The organism is Nonlabens dokdonensis DSW-6 (genome assembly GCF_000332115.1).
Classification (GTDB): Bacteria; Bacteroidota; Bacteroidia; order Flavobacteriales; family Flavobacteriaceae; genus Nonlabens; species Nonlabens dokdonensis.
In genome coordinates, this window is record NC_020156.1 from 2,140,144 (window position 1) to 2,155,071 (window position 14,928).

At 36.8% G+C, this 14,928-nt stretch carries 7 protein-coding genes; 4 read left to right on the plus strand and 3 right to left on the minus strand.

The features are described from left to right. Nucleotides 1-27: 27 nt before the first annotated feature. Nucleotides 28-2,967, plus strand: a complete 2,940-nt coding sequence (locus tag DDD_RS17275) for a S8 family serine peptidase (RefSeq protein WP_015362609.1) — start codon at nt 28-30, stop codon at nt 2,965-2,967. A gap of 83 nt (nt 2,968-3,050) precedes the next feature. Here the strand turns inward: DDD_RS17275 and DDD_RS09435 are convergent, their stop codons facing one another. Continuing rightward, a complete protein-coding gene (locus DDD_RS09435; RefSeq protein ID WP_015362610.1) occupies nt 3,051-4,403 on the minus strand; it encodes a UDP-N-acetylmuramate--L-alanine ligase in 1,353 nt (450 codons plus the stop codon). A 65-nt stretch (nt 4,404-4,468) separates the two neighbouring features. Continuing rightward, nucleotides 4,469-5,209: a tetratricopeptide repeat protein gene (locus DDD_RS09440; RefSeq protein WP_015362611.1), complete on the minus strand. Its 741-nt coding sequence runs from the start codon at nt 5,207-5,209 to the stop codon at nt 4,469-4,471. A gap of 119 nt (nt 5,210-5,328) precedes the next feature. Here DDD_RS09440 and DDD_RS09445 point away from each other — a divergent pair, with 119 nt between their 5' ends. Further along, on the plus strand, nt 5,329-12,012 hold the full coding sequence (locus tag DDD_RS09445; RefSeq protein WP_015362612.1) for an alpha-2-macroglobulin family protein: 6,684 nt from the start codon (nt 5,329-5,331) through the stop codon (nt 12,010-12,012). 471 nt (nt 12,013-12,483) lie between these two features. Here the strand turns inward: DDD_RS09445 and DDD_RS09450 are convergent, their stop codons facing one another. After that, complete coding sequence (locus tag DDD_RS09450) at nt 12,484-12,867, minus strand: endonuclease domain-containing protein (protein WP_015362614.1); 384 nt, start codon at nt 12,865-12,867, stop codon at nt 12,484-12,486. Nucleotides 12,868-13,022: 155 nt separating this feature from the next. On the opposite strand from DDD_RS09450, the gene DDD_RS09455 reads away from it, so the two are divergent. Together DDD_RS09455 and DDD_RS09460 are read left to right on the plus strand one after the other, a co-directional pair. After that, nucleotides 13,023-13,964, plus strand: coding sequence for a geranylgeranylglycerol-phosphate geranylgeranyltransferase (locus tag DDD_RS09455; RefSeq protein ID WP_015362615.1), 942 nt, complete (start codon nt 13,023-13,025; stop codon nt 13,962-13,964). Between the two features lie 5 nt (nt 13,965-13,969). Further along, nucleotides 13,970-14,920, plus strand: a complete 951-nt coding sequence (locus tag DDD_RS09460; protein WP_015362616.1) for a carbon-nitrogen hydrolase family protein — start codon at nt 13,970-13,972, stop codon at nt 14,918-14,920. The last annotated feature ends 8 nt before the right edge of the window (nt 14,921-14,928 follow it).

Here is a 14,928-nt window from a genome sequence, read left to right on the forward strand (position 1 = left end):
TTAGCAAATCTTAAAAAAATTCTAAGGATGAAAATAAATCTTACCCTAGTAGCATTATTCTTAAGTGCAGTTTTTGTTTCAGCTCAAACTGCCGAGGAACGCGCTCAAATTATCAAGTCTAATAATCAAGTTAGATTACAGCAAATGATCGTTGATTTACAAAATAAATCAGTAAAAGATCAGGAAAGAGCATTAGAGTTTTCTAGAGCCAACAACATACCCATGTTTGTTGAGAACGAAGACGGATCTTTTGATCAATTAATGAGAGTAACTAACGGTGGTGTACCTGTATATTATAGTATAGATAATACAGACGCGGCTAATAGTACTCGTACTGATAGACTTCATAATGGCGGTTCATTAGGTCTCAATATAGAAGGTCAAGGCATGACTGCTTATGTTTGGGATGGTGGACCAACAAGAATTTCTCATCAGGAATTTTCTGGTCAACGAGCATCAAGAGGAGATGCTCCCTTTACATTAAATGGTAATAGTTTTCACGCAACTCACGTAAGTGGAACTATAGCAGGATCTGGTGCAAACCCTAGTGCAAAAGGAATGGCGCCTCAAGCAGAGGTTGTTACAAATGATTGGAACTCAGATGAGGCAGAGATGGCTGCAGCAGGTGCAAACGGCGCTTTGATATCAAATCATTCCTATGGGGTGCCTACATCAAGTCTAGCAAATAACTCTGACCTAATAGGTAAGTATTTAAGTGATGCTGCGGTAATAGATGACATTACGTTTAATGCTCCATATTATCAGCCAGTATTTTCTGCAGGTAATAGTGGATCAGATAATACTTCAAATACTAATCCAATTGATGGAGTTGGTGGTTTTGATAAATTAACATTTTCATCAGTTTCAAAAAACGCAATGCTAGTGGCAAATGCTCAAGATGCTAACATAGGTCCGGATGGAAATCTTACTTCGGTAACTATTAATTTTGGCAGTAGTCAAGGTCCTACGGACGATTTAAGAATCAAGCCAGATATTACTGGTAACGGAACTGGATTGACAAGTAGTTTTGATTCTTCAGATACTGCTTATGGTACTATTAGTGGTACTTCAATGTCTGCACCTAATGTTGCTGGATCTATGTTATTATTACAGCAATATTATAATGAAGTTAATGGTATTTTCATGAGAGCAGCAACTGTAAAAGGATTAACCATGCATACTGCTGATGATGCAGGACCTAATGGACCAGATGCTACTTGGGGTTGGGGACTTATGAACACACTAGAAGCAGCAAACGTAATTCAGGAAGATTTAGTAGGATCAAGGATTGTGGAGGCTGTATTACAAAATGGTCAAACATATACAATCGATGTAGAAGCAAATTCAGCAGAAGATTTGTTAGCTTCCATATCTTGGACAGATCCAGCAGGCCAAAGTAATAGTGGAGGAGCAAATGACGCTACACCAGCATTAGTAAATGACTTAGACATTAGAATATCTCAAGGAGGTACCACTTTTGAACCATGGAAATTGACAGGAGTTCTTTCTAATGGAAGAGGAGATAACCTAGTAGACAATTTTGAAAGAGTAGATGTTGCTTCTCCTTCAGGTATTTATACGATAACTGTAAGTCATAAAGGAACTCTAGCAAATGGATCACAGCCATTTAGTCTAATCGTTACAGGAGAACAAAACGATTTTGCAATTAGATCTTCTGCAAGTATTATTGAAAGCTGTAACGATCAAAATGCATCTTTTCCTTTACAATTTTTATCAAGTCCAAGCTTTAATGGAACTGTAAATCTTTCACTGTCAAATGTTCCTAGCGGAGTAAATGCCTCTTTTTCTAATTCGTCGTTTACTTCAACTGGAAATGCAACACTAGATATCACAGGATTAAATGGAGCGGCAGATGGTACGTATCCGATCACTATTAATGCAGTTTCTCCTACTGAACAAAGAACATTTGTTGTAACGTTAAGAATTATTAGTAATTCATTTTCCGCAATTAGTACAAGGTTTCCTTTGGATGGAGCCACTCAAATAAGTACCGCACCTATATTAGAATGGGATGATGATTTGAATGCACAGAGATATCAAATACAAATGGCTCGTAACAATGGCTTCGGTAGACCATTTGTTGATGAAATTGTTACAAGTTCATCTTTTCGAGTACCATCATTACAACTTGATCCTTTAACTACATATTTTTGGAGAGTTAAGCCTTTAAATGATTGTGGAGAAGGAACTTATGTATTTAAAAGTTTTACAACCTTTGAATGTAGTGAAATTGATGCTGCGGTGCCATCACCGATCTCTATTCCTGACGATAATGCAACAGGAATAACAAGTTCAATAACAGTTAATCAAACTAACAATATCTCAATAGGTAAAGTAACTGTAGAGGTGATTAGTACTCATGAGTATTCTGGAGACTTATTAATTACCTTAACATCGCCTACTGGAACAACTATTGCTTTGACATCTCCTAATGGTTGTGATACTCCTAATTTAGGAGTGACCTTTGATGATGATGCAGGTGCTTTTAGTTGTAACACCGTTGCTGGTCAACCTGGTTATGTAGATTCCGTTGCACCTGTACAATCATTATCTGCCTTTAATGGAGAAAGTGTTAATGGTACATGGACTTTAGGAGTTCAAGATAGAGGTCCCGCAGACTTAGGTACTTTAAACAATTGGAAAATCACTTTTTGTGAAGTTCCTACAGTTTTGAGTAATAATGAAGTCATTGCAAACGAATTCAAAGTGTATCCTAATCCTTCTAACGGATTATTCACTATCGTTGGCTCAGACGATAATAATTCAGATAAGGCTGTAATCAATGTGTTAGATCTTAATGGTCGTGTTGTATTCACTAAAGAAGTTCAAGATGCTTCTCGATTAAACGAATCAATTGATGTACAGAATTTATCAAATGGTTTATACTTATTACAAGTACAGCAAGGAGCCTCAAGAACCGTAACAAAGATTATTATTGACAAATAATCACATTAATAAACGACAATAAAAAATGCGATCCTTTGGATCGCATTTTTTTTGCTTTACAGATATTAATAAGCTTGTTTACATTAAACCAAACCTTTCAATTCATTAAAATCAAGACCACCATAATTTCCACTGCTCATTAAAAGTAAAGCACTGTTATCTAAGGACTGTTTAAAAAGCCACTCTTTAAATTCTTTTGGATCGGTCATTACGATTAAGTCCTTTCGATCAAAAGCTGCTAGAATTTGCTCTTTAGAAACTGGCGCAAGCTTTTTAATCTCCACGGCATGCGGACTGTAAAAAACCACCGCTGTATCTGCAGGATCTAAGGCATTTTTATATTGAACTAAAAACTCTGGATCTAGGCTGGAATAGGTGTGCAATTCTAAACAAGCGATCGTTTTTCTCTCACTGTATTGTTTTGCTACTGCGGCAGTCGTAGCAGCTACTTTACTCGGTGAATGAGCAAAATCTTTATAGATAACTGCTGTCTTACTTTCTGCCACCTTTTCAAGTCGCTTTGATGCTCCTTTAAAAGTAGCAATAGCTTCATAGAAATCATCTTCATCGATTCCCATATGTTGACACATCCATTTTGCACCAGCAAGATTACTCAAATTATGCTCGCCAAAAATTTCAATTGGCATGTCACCTTCTGGAGTATCTAAATAAGTGGTTCCATCTATAATCTGATGTTGTGGAACGGTGTAAGAATGTTTTCTTGTAGGTTTTGTGGCAGCTTCGGCTATTTGTTTTACTGCTGGATCATCTTCGTTGTATACGAGAATACTTCCGTTTTTCATTAATTCAACAAACTGTTCAAACTGACTCAGGTAATTTTCCCATGTTGGGAATACATTTATATGGTCCCAAGCGATACCAGAAATAAGTGCAATATTAGGCTGGTACAAATGAAATTTAGGACGTCTGTCAATAGGACTAGAAAGATACTCATCACCTTCTAGTACCATAAACTCATTCTCTTCAGTAAGATGTACCATGGTGTCAAAACCATCTAATTGTGCGCCTACCATATAATCCACTTCTTTCTCATGATAGTGCATGACATGCAAGATCATAGAAGTGATAGTTGTTTTACCATGAGAGCCACCTATAACTACACGTGTTTTATCTTTACATTGCTCATACAAATACTCTGGATAAGAATAGATTTTAAGACCTAATTCCTGTGCTTTTAATAATTCTGGATTATCTTCTTTGGCGTGCATTCCTAAAATTACCGCATTAAGATCTGCAGTGATTTTCTCTGGATACCAGCCGTAATGTTCTGGAAGTAAACCGTATTTATCTAGTCTTGATTTACTAGGTTCAAAAATAGTATCGTCGCTACCAGTAACATGATCACCTTTGTGATGTAAAGCAAGTGCAAGATTGTGCATGGCGCTGCCGCCTATCGCGATAAAGTGTACGCGCATTTTTGTAAATTTTCAGTAAAATTACTAAATATAAAATGGATCAAGAAGGCAACACTAGAAGATAACTAACTTTTTTCTAAAGCAGTAATTTCGGCTTTTAAACTAGGACTGGGATGCACTTTGTAGGCTTCTTTCAATACTTCTCGAGTAGAGTTAGTATCTTTTAAATGATCTTTATAAACTGCGATGAGCTTACGGTAAGTAAGCATGGAGCCACCGGTTTTAATCGCTTTGCGATAGGACACGACAGCTTTGTCATACTCTTTTTGATATTCATCGATAAAACCATGAGCGAGATGCCCATCCACAGGAGAAATTGCTAGAAGCTCGTCAGCATAAGCGCGACTTTTTTTAATCGAGCCACCTACAATTCCAGGTAGTTCACAGTACATTTGAGATAATGCGTGTCTGACTTCGATATGTTCAGTATCAAGATCTGCAGCTTTTTGTAGATGCCTTTTTACATCATCTAGCATTCCTAGTGCTTTGAATTTAGATACATTTTTAGCATGAAGCCCTAAAGTACCGCCATATTTAAAGTTATAGTTAGCATTTGACGGTTCACGTTCTACAAGCTTTTTGTAATAAGTTATTGCTGTTTCTAAGTCATTTTTGCGACCAGCGATATCGCCTAATCGTTCGATGACTTTTTTATTTGAAGCGTCTTGTTTGTTTAACTTTTCAAAAGCGATTAATGCTTGATCGTATTTCTCAGCTTGGAATAATTGTTCCGCTTTCGCGAAAGCGGACTGACCATAAGCCATCGTGCCACAAAATAAAAATAGTGCGATAAGGATCTTCTTCATATAACAAAAATATCAAAAAGCAAACCAAAAGTGCATTGCCTCAATGAAAAGATGCATTTAATCATTTCGGTTTTTGAAAAGCCTCCAAAGAACTTATCTTTAAATCAAATAAAACTTCCATGAAAAAGCATCTTTTCATTCTACTTATAACATTTTTTATCACAGTAAATTGTCTTGCACAAGATTATTATATTGAAAAATGGCAAGAAACAGAGCAGTTAGAACTAGAAAATAAAATTGAAGACGCCACAAAAGTGGTGGAAGAAATCTACAAACGAGCCAAACGTAAAAATGATGACGACCAGATCATAAAAACTTTTCTTTTCAGAGCCAAATTTGATTTGATCAAAGAAGAAAATGCGCAACAAAAAGTCTTAAATGAACTCGAGGAATTAATCAAAAAAGCAAAATTTCCAAATAAGAATATTTACCATTCTATTTACGCAAAAATGTTGAGCGATTACTCTCAACAAAACCGTTGGAAAATTCAAAATCGCACTTCTGGTGGCGTACAAGATTCAAACGATTTTCTAACTTGGGATGCAAAAACTTTTTATGCTGAAATATCAAGACACTATCAGCTATCACTTGAAAAAAGGGATCAACTTGCCGTAACTCCAGTGTCAGATTATGCAGCTATTCTTTATGTACGACCATTAGGTAGAGAGTTGCGACCTACTTTACTCGATTTACTAGCTAGAGAGGCTTTGGACTTTTACAAGACAGGTTACAATAGATTGACTACTCCTAAAGATTCTTATGTCATCACCGAAAAAAATGCTTTTTTGCCTACTAGCAAACTTCAAAACCTGACCAGACCTCAAGGTGATACTATTTATTCAAAGTACGACGTATTGCAATTGTATGCCAGTCTGGAAGAATTACACTCAACTCAAAATAGGGACGCGCCTTATGTAAGCATCATCTTAGAACGTTTAGAATATGAACGCAATGCCATTGGAGATCAGCTTGACGCGGTGAGCTACGTGGCTTTTCATGAACAATTGTTAGAGCAACACAAAGACAAGGCTTTGAGCACTTTAGTGAGCCATCAACTTGCTCAATATTATTATGACCGTAGCAATAATTTAGATAAAGATACCAGACAAGCAGCCAGAGACAAATCCATTGCAACCGCAAAAGACGCTATAAAAAAGTTTCCAGAATCTTTTGGAGCATTGAGATGTGCTGCTCTATTATCTAGAATTTTTGAACCTTCATTAAATGTGCAATATCAAAATATGATCATACCTAATGAACCACATCGTGGTGTTATTACCTATAAAAATATTGATAATGCTACTATGAGTTTTATAAAAGTACCTTTTGATCACGATAGAGTAAAAGGTGACCGAGATTCCATTTATAAAGCCGAACTTAAAAGTGCTCAAAAAGAAAATCGTATTGCATTATTTAAAGAGTTCAATTTAAAAGCGTCAGACGATACTTACTCACATACTTTTGAATATGATGCAAAAGGACTTGCAGCAGGTACCTATCTAGTCATTTTAGAAACACAACATGCTGACTCAAAAAGTATCTCTGGAAGTTACATGACCATTTCTCAAATGAGTTTATTCAAGCGATCAGTAGCTCGCCAGTTAGAAGTTCAGGTTCTCGATAGAAAAACTGGTAGGCCTATCAAGAATGTGGCAATTGCATCTTCTATAAATTACAACTCTAATTATAAAAATCGTGGTAGGACTAATAAAGATGGTATTAAATCTTTCCTTCCTTCTTCTCGAAGAAATAGCGTACATATTAAAGCAACGATGGGAGACGACGTCATAACAACGGATACTTATCATTACAATAGAGGAGAGGATTTTGAGGAAGAAGAACTAGAAGTAAAAACCTTCTTATACCTAGATCGTGCTATTTACAGACCTGGACAAACGGTTTATTATAAAGGAATTGCTATTTCTAAAAAAGGTGATGTTTCTAACGTAGTTGCTGGAGAACAGTTTGAAATTACCGTAGAAGATGCTAATTATGAAGAGGTATTTACTACCATGGCGACTACAAATGAGTACGGTAGTTTTCATGGAGAGTTTACCTTGCCTAAAGAAACACTTACCGGAGATTTTACTATAGAAATAGACAGCGATGAAGATTCTGATTTTTGGGATACGGTAGATGATTTTCAATACAGCGAGCACGGTTTTAAGGTAGAAGAATATAAACGACCGAGATTTAAAGCAGATTTTAAAGAAGTAGAAGAAACGTATGCGATAAATGATACTGTTGTGGTTACCGCTTTCGCGAAAGCGTTACTAGGATCCAACATCACCGATGCTGACGTACATTATAAAGTGACCAGAAGTGCAAGCTTGCCATGGTGGAAGTATTCTGGCTATTATTCTGGCAATCAAATTATAGCAGATTCTGATGAACTACAGGGCGATTTTAAAACCAATAGCAAAGGAGAATTGGAGATCAAGTTCCAAGCGGTGGCAGATTCTACTCTTGTTGCAAAATATATACATCCTATTTATTCTTATCGTATCGAAGTAGAAATAACCGACGTAAATGGAGAAACTCGCACCGCTTCTACCACGGTTAGAGTTGGTAAACAAGCTTTAGAATTAAGTGTGGTAAGTTCAGGAACCTTAACTGTAGAAGAAAACGAAGTAAAAGTAGTTGCCAAAAACCTGAACGGTAAAGAAATAAATGCGACCATAGAATTGCAAATAAGAGAATTAAAACAACCAGAACATGTGGTCGTTAAAACAGGACTACCACAAGCCGAGTTCTATGAACTCAACGATATCGATTATAGACAGCGCTATCCTTACTCAGACCTACGCCCTAGCGAGCAGGCTGGAGAATGGAAAGATGCACCTATCATTTTTAAGAAACGTATTACTACAGATTCACTTACCTCTATTAAAATACCTATCACTAAAAACTGGAATAACGGTAAATATGTGTTTTATGCAAAAGCTGTCGAAGATGGAAAAGGCAAAGACCTCGATAAAGAAGAAGACTTTGTAGAAGAAATCAACAAGAAGGATATTTGGGCAAATAAAAACTTGCCAGTACAGCCAGTAATAGTATCTCATAATTTAAGGATAGAAGGCGACTATGCTCTAGTAGATTTTTTCACTTCTATGGATGGCGTTTTTATGCAATTGCTTACTTATGATACTCGCAGAATTCTAGAAGAGAAAACTATTTTCCTGCCAAAAGGGAAAACCAATAAGAAATTTAACCTTAGAAAGGCAAATGGTAGAAAGATAAATTTTAGATATAAAGTGCAAAAAGAAAATGAATTTACATCACAATCTTTTAGTGCAGTTATAGAAATGAAAGCGGCAAGTAATTATCAAATCACAACAAATACCTTTAGAGATAAACTTTATCCAAGAATGGAAGAAGAATGGTCATTTACAATTAAAGATCAAGATAATACCGCTATGCAAGCTGAAGTTCTCGCAAGCATGTATGATAAAAGCCTCGATGAGTTTACAACTGCTAGATGGAATGGGTTTAGATTTTATGATTATCGCAATGATTTCCAGCCAGACTTTTTTGATGAGTTGACTCAATTGAAAACTCGTCATAATCGTAGTTATCTAAAAGGTACCAACCTACCAAATTCTTATATAGAATATCCATCAATAAAGTATTTTGGTCTTTCTTTCATTCCAAATCAATACCAGTATTCTAGATATAAAAGTAAATTGGCTAGGCGATATGAACCTTTAGAAAAATTTAAAGATTATGTGGTAGGTAGAGTTGTAGGTCCTGATGGCGATACAATAATAGGAGCGACAGTAATGATAAAAGGAACTTCTAATTTTGTTTCCACAGATTTTGACGGATTGTACAAGATTGCAGCTAGTCCAGGTGACACTATAGTCATTTCTTATACCGGTTATCATACTCAGGACATAATCGTTAATGATAAAGAAACTGTCATTAATGTAAATATGACGGCATCATCCTTGTCTGAGGTAGTGATAGTAGGTTCTGTTTTTGAAGTTGCTGATGAAGAAATCGAAAATGATGATCAAAACGGCGTTCCTAATTATGCTGATCGAAACGGAGATGTTTTCGCATATGGAATCATTTCTGGTAATAATGTCAATAACAAAGGTTACGATACTCTTTCAAATGGAAATTCTATTGATCGTGCTTTGCTAGGTAAAATGGCTGGAGTTAATGTTCAGTCAGCGAGCTCTGTTGAAAATGCAAACGTACAGATACGCGGAGCCTTCTCACCATCTAGTGGATTGCAAAACCCCTTGTACGTAGTAGATGGTAAATTTTTAAGTGCAGATGATATTGCTTTGTTAGATCCATCTATGATTAAAAGCCTAGGAGTTCTTACAGATGCATCTCAAACAGCTCTTTACGGCAGCCGCGGTGCAAATGGTGTCATCATCATCTCCACTAAAGATGGTGTAAGTGCTCAAGACTTGGTTCTTCAAGAAATGGCACTCAACAATGTCCAAATCAGAAAAGACCTAAAAGAAACCGCCTTTTTCTTACCAGAATTAAAAACAGATCAAAAAGGAAACCTTAAATTCTCCTTCACTTCTCCAGAGATGTTGACTCAATGGAAACTGAGACTTTTTGCTCACAACAAACAAGCCGAGACCGCTTATCTGGAGAAACTGGTCGTAACGCAAAAGGAATTGAGCCTTGTTCCTAACGCACCTAGATTCCTTAGAGAAACCGACACGATAAGATTCTCTACTAAAATAGCCAACCTAAGTGATGCCAAAATGGTAGGAATCGCAACACTCAAACTTTTTGATGCACTAACCATGCAACCTATAGATCAGGAGTTGCAAAATACCAACGCACTTCAAAATTTTACTGCGGAGAAAGGTGGCAACGCATCTGTGAATTGGACGTTTGTAATTCCTGTTGGTACGCAAGCGGTAACCTATCGTGTGATTGCAAAAGCTGGTCAGTTCTCTGATGGAGAAGAAAACACCTTGCCTGTTCTTACGAATAGAATGCTAGTCACAGAATCTCGATCGCTTTGGGTACGTGCTGGCGAGACAGAATCGGTAACTATGGATAAACTCGCAAACCATACATCTAACACGCTAGAAAATCATCAAATGACTTTTGAATATACCTCTAATCCTAGTTGGTATGCGATCAAGTCCTTGCCTTATCTCATGGAATATGAGCATGAGTGTGCAGAGCAAACTTTTTCTAGATACTATGCAAACGCCATGGCAGCGCATATTTTAAATAGCAGTCCTAAGGTGAAAGAGGTTTTTGACAGTTGGGCGGCAAACGGCACCAATAAAAGCAAGTTAGAACAAAACGAAGAATTAAAATCGGTGATATTGGCGCACACACCTTGGCTGCGCGATGTACAAAGCGAGGCGCAAAAACAACAACGACTGGCAACACTTTTTGATCTGGATAAAACAGCAAGAGAGAAAAAGAAAACCCTTGCCAAACTCGAAGAAAAGCAAGGCAGTTCAGGTGGTTTTCCATGGTTCAGCGGTGGAAATACCAATGAATACATCACAAGGCATATTGCAGCAGGAATTGGTCATTTGAATAAATTAGGTGTCAACGATGAAGACCGACCGCAAACAGATCGCATCTATAAGAATGCTATTGCAGCGGTTGATCGAGCTTGGGTAAAACGATTTAATGATTACTTGAAAAATAAAAAGACTAAAAAGGAGAAGTACAATTTCAGTGCGAGTTACTGGCATTATCAGTATGCACGCAGCTTTGAGAAGTCAGTTTTAGATTCAAAAAAGGATAGGGTGTTAGAAGATTTTGAGAAGGTAGCTTTCGCGAAAGCGGAAAAAGAATTTGCTTCAAAACCATTATACACACAATTATTAATGGCCATCGCATTGCAAAGAAAAGGCGAGAAGAAAACAGCAGCCAAAATCCTTGAAGGTTTGCGACAAACGGCAGTAGTAAGTAAAGAAAACGGCATGTACTGGAAAGAAAATACCAATTCTTGGTATTGGTACAGCAGCGATATAGAAACTCAAGCGCTAGCTATCGAGGCATTTATGGAAATCGAGAACGACACAAAAACGGTGGAAGAACTGCAAGTATGGTTATTGAAAAAGAAAAGAACCACACAATGGAAATCAACAAAAGCCACTGCCGATGCTACTTATGCTTTGCTATTACAAAACGGCAACTGGACTGATGTTAAAGTAAAAAACAAGATCACTTGGGCAGGAAAAGCATTGCCAGAAAACAAAATGAGTGAGGTGAAAAAAGAAGCTGGAACTGGTTATTTTAAAATTTCGTTGAATAAAGAAGAGATCACCAAAGATCACGCAACAATAGAGGTGAAGAATAGAGGAGAAGTGACTGGTTACGGTGGTTTGTACTGGCAATATTTTGAGAACCTCGATAAAATCACCAAAGATGATAACGGACCTTTATCAGTAAAAAAGAGGTTGTATAAGAAAGTGAGTAACAATTCTGGCGAAGAATTAAAAGAAATCACTTCTCAAGATGCATTGGAAATAGGTGATTTAGTTACGGTAAGAATCGAAATCAAAACTCAAAACGATATGGATTTTGTGCATTTAAAAGACATGCGCGCCAGTGGTTTTGAACCAGTAGATGTACTGTCAGAATACAAATGGCAAGATGGATTAGGGTATTATCAAACTACCAAAGATGTAGCGACACATTTCTTCTTTGATAATGTTCCAAAAGGAACCTACGTTTTTGAATACGAGGTGCGAGCAAACAATGCCGGTAATTTCTCTAACGGAATCACCAACATTGAAAGCATGTACGCACCAGAATTTTCAAGTCATAGTGCTGGCGAGCGAGTGGTGATTAAGGAGTAGGAATTTTGTTTAATCGGCTCTAGAGTTAGAAATTTAAATTGGGATTTCTTACAGATACCGTTTTCCACCACTCCGCCAATTTTGCTCTGCTATCGCTCGCTTATTGCCACCTCGCCTATCTAGGCGAGGAGCAATATTGTGCGATCTTATAACTTTTGAATGTTGTGTACTCATTTTTGAAGTGTAAAAGGACCTCGCCTGGCTTTGCATCCGACGAGCTTTTCTGCAAATAGCACGGTTGAGTAAAAACACAAGAGTAAAAGCTCCTTGCCTGGCTAGGCGAGGACAGATTGACCTCGCTGCACCAGCAGCGATGCAATCAGGAGTGGTTGGCTGCGGTGTTTTAAAGAACCTCTAGAATCATTTACATTTGAATACCGATTTGGTAATTCTGCTCAGGAGTGGTCGGCTACGATGATTATTGAATTCTCTTTACATTTTATGTAGTAAAACATATTTAAAAATATATAATCACAACGCTTTATAGTTATAAGTAGCCTTATGATCTTTAATATCTTTTAAGACCGATTCTAAGTTGTCAAACACATACTTATTCTCATATCTTAATACTGTAATGAATTTAGATTCTAAATATTCCGTTCGCAAACAATCATATTCTTGTTGTTGTGGAAAGAAATGATAGGCACCATCGAGTTCAATACAGAGGTTGTATTTGATACAATAGAAATCCAAAATAAAAAACCTAACGCTGTGTTGTCTCCTAAATTTCATGTTTTCAACTTGTCTCGTCTTAAGATGCTTCCAAAGAAATTTTTCAGCTGGAGTAGCTCTTTTTCTTAAAGCTTGTCTTTTTTGTTCTAGTATTTTTAAACTGTGTAGATTTTTGTGTAGCATGATAAAATCTTTAACGATGACTGAATTTACTATAAAATAGTTTAATTATTACGAGACCTCATTATTCCCAAATTTATCAAACACGATAACAGTACATAACATTAACCTATTCTTAAATAAAGCTGAATGTGATACCTATGTAGTAAATTAGCTATGTGAATAAAGAGCAGACATATCAGTTAGACACATCAAATAACTTTAAGGCATTATTGATAAAAGCTTTGAGTCTATTTTCTAGCGTTCGTTTGTATAATATTGTTTTAGTAGGTTTTGCACAATTACTGGCGGCTATTTTTATAATTGCTCCAGAGCTTTCAGTGAAGTCTATTTTACTGGATTACCGATTATGGATGATCATTTTTGCAACTAGTGCCGCAATTGCTGGTGGTTATATCATCAATAATTTTTATGATCGAGAAAAAGACTTGATCAACAGACCTCAAAAAACATTACTAGAAAACAAAGTCAGGCGATCTACTTTATGGTCGGTTTATTTTACCGTTAATGGTATTGCTTTTGTTTTAGGAAGTATTGTTTCTTGGCGAGCAGGATTGTTTTTTGCCTTTTATATTTTTGCGATGTGGTTTTACTCGCATAAGCTTAAAAGAACTTTGTTTTTAGGAAATTTGATGGCCGCACTTCTTGCGGTTACTCCGTTTTTTGTATTGTTTATGTATTACAAAAACTTCTATCCTGTAATTTTGGTTCATGGAGGATTCTTATTTCTAATTTTAGGAATGAGAGAGTTAGTAAAAGATCTAGAGAACTTAAGAGGTGATCTCGCCCAAAATTATAGAACGATTCCGGTAGTTATGGGAGAAAAGGTCAGTAAACAGTTCTATACCTTTCTCACGTTTTTAACGATTGTTCCTATTACAGTTCTTATTACTTATTTTGAGATAGGGCATATGCAGTATTACTTCACACTCATCACAGGAGCTTTATTGGTTTGTTTGCCATTGATCTGGTCTTCTAGACGTAAAAGAGAGTATTTGCTCATTCATTTCATATTGAAAGTAATCATAGGTGCAGGTGTTTTCTCTATTCTGTTAATTGATTTACCAGCGATTATCGATCGTTTACAAACTTTATTTTAGTTATTATGAATTCCCATATAAAAGTCGCTCTTGCTCAAATCTCGCCGATATGGCTGGATAAAAAAGCCACATTAAATAAAATCTTAGCTACTCTTGAAGATGCTGTTAAGGAAAATGCCGAGTTGGTTGTTTTTGGTGAAGGATTGGTTCCTGGTTATCCATTTTGGTTAGGTTTAATGGATGGTGCTGCGTGGAATAAAAAAGAGGTGAAAGAATTGCACAGGCAATATGTATTGAACGCTGTCTGTATAGAAAAAGGAGAGCTGGATGCCGTTTGCGCTTTCGCGAAAGCGAAACATATATCCATCTATTTAGGAATTATAGAACGACCTGAAGACCGCGGTGGACATAGTGTGTATGCCAGTATGGTTTACATAGATCAACAAGGAATGATTCAAAGTGTACACCGTAAATTACAGCCTACGTATGACGAGCGTTTGACCTGGTCGCCTGGAGATGGAAATGGGCTGGTGACTCATAAATTAAAAGATTTTACGGTGAGTGGTCTCAACTGTTGGGAAAACTGGATGCCATTACCTCGCGCTGCCATGTATGCTCAAGGAACTAATTTGCACGTGGCTTGCTGGCCAGGAAGTGATCATAACACCAAGGACATAACGAGATTTATTGCTCGCGAAGGTCGTTGTTATGTGCTGTCAGTATCTTCAACTATGTTTAGGAGCGATTTTCCAGAGAATACTCCGCATTTAAATCAAATACTTGAAAAGTCACCATATGTTCTAGCAAATGGCGGCAGTTGCATTGCTGGTCCCGATGGAGAATGGATTGTTGAACCACAAATAGGTAAAGAGGAATTGATCTACGCAACTTTAGATTTTAATCGAGTGTTAGAAGAAAAACAAAACTTTGACGTAGTAGGTCATTATTCTCGACCAGACGTCACCCAATTACATGTGAATAGAGAGCGACAATCTACAGTAAAATTTAGCGAATAATACCTGTT

Bases quoted from the DNA above. Each gene is read 5' to 3' on its own strand.
- DDD_RS17275 (WP_015362609.1), top strand. From the start codon at position 28: ATGAAAATAAATCTTACCCTAGTAGCATTATTCTTAAGTGCAGTTTTT.
- DDD_RS09435 (WP_015362610.1), bottom strand. From the start codon at position 4,403: ATGCGCGTACACTTTATCGCGATAGGCGGCAGCGCCATGCACAATCTT.
- DDD_RS09440 (WP_015362611.1), bottom strand. From the start codon at position 5,209: ATGAAGAAGATCCTTATCGCACTATTTTTATTTTGTGGCACGATGGCT.
- DDD_RS09445 (WP_015362612.1), top strand. From the start codon at position 5,329: ATGAAAAAGCATCTTTTCATTCTACTTATAACATTTTTTATCACAGTA.
- DDD_RS09450 (WP_015362614.1), bottom strand. From the start codon at position 12,867: ATGCTACACAAAAATCTACACAGTTTAAAAATACTAGAACAAAAAAGA.
- DDD_RS09460 (WP_015362616.1), top strand. From the start codon at position 13,970: ATGAATTCCCATATAAAAGTCGCTCTTGCTCAAATCTCGCCGATATGG.